We start from the raw sequence: 1,502 nt of genomic DNA, 5'->3' as shown, positions 1-1,502 counted from the left end.
CGGTGAGTGAAGTTGCTCAAGAAGAAGGTATTCCATACCATACCGTGTATCATTGGCTAAAACGGATTAAAGCCAATGGTAATGTAGTGTCGAAATCAACATCTTGGTCTGCTGAGAAGAAGTTTGCTGTAATTATTGAAACAGCCACGTTAACTGAATCTGAGTTAGCTAAATATTGCCGTGAAAACGGGTTATACCCAGAGCAAATTAAGGCCTGGAAAGCGGAATTCTTACAAGGTGTTCAAGTAAAAAAAACAACAAAGAAAGCTGACTTCAAAGAGGCTCAAGCTGATAAAAAAGAGATCAAGCAACTCAAGCGAGAGCTTCGTCGCAAAGAGAAAGCATTGGCTGAAACAGCGGCGTTATTGGTATTGCGAAAAAAGCTGAATGCGTTCTGGGACGAAAACGAGGAGAGCTAACTCGCCTTCCTGAACGCAACATGCTGATATCATTGATTAATGAAGCGTATACCTCTGGCGCAACAAAACAAGCGGCTTGTACTGAGGCGGGGTTAAGTTTGCGGACTTACCGTCGGTGGACATCATCAGGCAGCGCCACTGGTGATAGACGTTCAACGGCTGTCAGACCTGAGCCTAAAAACAAGTTAACAAACGCTGAGCGGCAGAAGATTATTGATGTTTGTAATCAGCCTGAATATGCAAGTTTGCCTCCATCTCAAATCGTACCAACGCTTCTCGATGACAATATTTATATTGCCTCGGTCTCAACGTTTTACCGCACGCTGAAACAAGAAAATCAGCTACATCATCGAGGCAGAAGTCGAACGCCAAGGAAAGTGCATAGACCCACAACCTATACAGCAACAAAAGCGAATGAGGTATGGTCTTGGGATATCACCTATTGCGCTTCTCAAATTAAAGGTCAGTATTTTTACCTTTATATGATTGAAGATATTTATAGTCGAAAAATAGTCGGTTATGAAGTTCATGAAAATGAGTGCGGCCAAAAGGCGGCGACACTGCTTGAGCGAACGTGCTGGCGAGAAAGAAAAGGTGTTCACCCCTTGGTCTTGCACTCTGATAATGGTGCACCGATGAAAGCCGTGACTATGAAAGCAAAAATGGAAGAGCTTGGTGTCACACCATCTTACAATCGCCCTAGAGTGAGCAATGACAACCCGTTTTCAGAATCAACGTTTAGAACATTAAAGTATCGGCCCAACTGGCCTTCACATGGCTTTAAGGATGTACTTGAAGCTCGAGACTGGGTTCAGGCATTTGTTAAATGGTACAACAATGAGCATAAACATAGCCGAATCAAGTTCGTTACCCCAAACCAACGACATGATGGTATTGATAGAGAGGTACTTATTAAAAGAAAAGAAGTTCTACGGCTAGCTAAAGCGAAGAACCCATTACGTTGGTCTAGGGATATTCAAGACTGCAATCCTATAGGGCCAGTAACATTAAACCCAGAAAACTGCATGCGGGAAGCTGCATAAAGTTCAGCTAATGGGTGACAACTGTCTTGAAAAACGCCGC

General features: G+C 43.3%; 1 protein-coding gene. It reads left to right on the top strand.

Translation table 11 applies throughout. The annotated features are described in order from the left end of the window. The first annotated feature begins 2 nt into the window (after positions 1–2). A protein-coding gene (locus R3X26_RS18715) for an IS3 family transposase (RefSeq protein WP_317718835.1) occupies positions 3–1,462 on the top strand; the annotation gives its coding sequence in 2 pieces (ribosomal slippage) (positions 3–375 and positions 375–1,462; 1,461 coding nt in all). Positions 1,463–1,502 lie beyond the last annotated feature (40 nt).

Origin of the sequence: Vibrio sp. TH_r3, assembly GCF_033101115.1 — a bacterium.
Lineage (GTDB): Bacteria > Pseudomonadota > Gammaproteobacteria > Enterobacterales > Vibrionaceae > Vibrio.
This window is presented reverse-complemented; position numbering and strand designations above follow the sequence as displayed.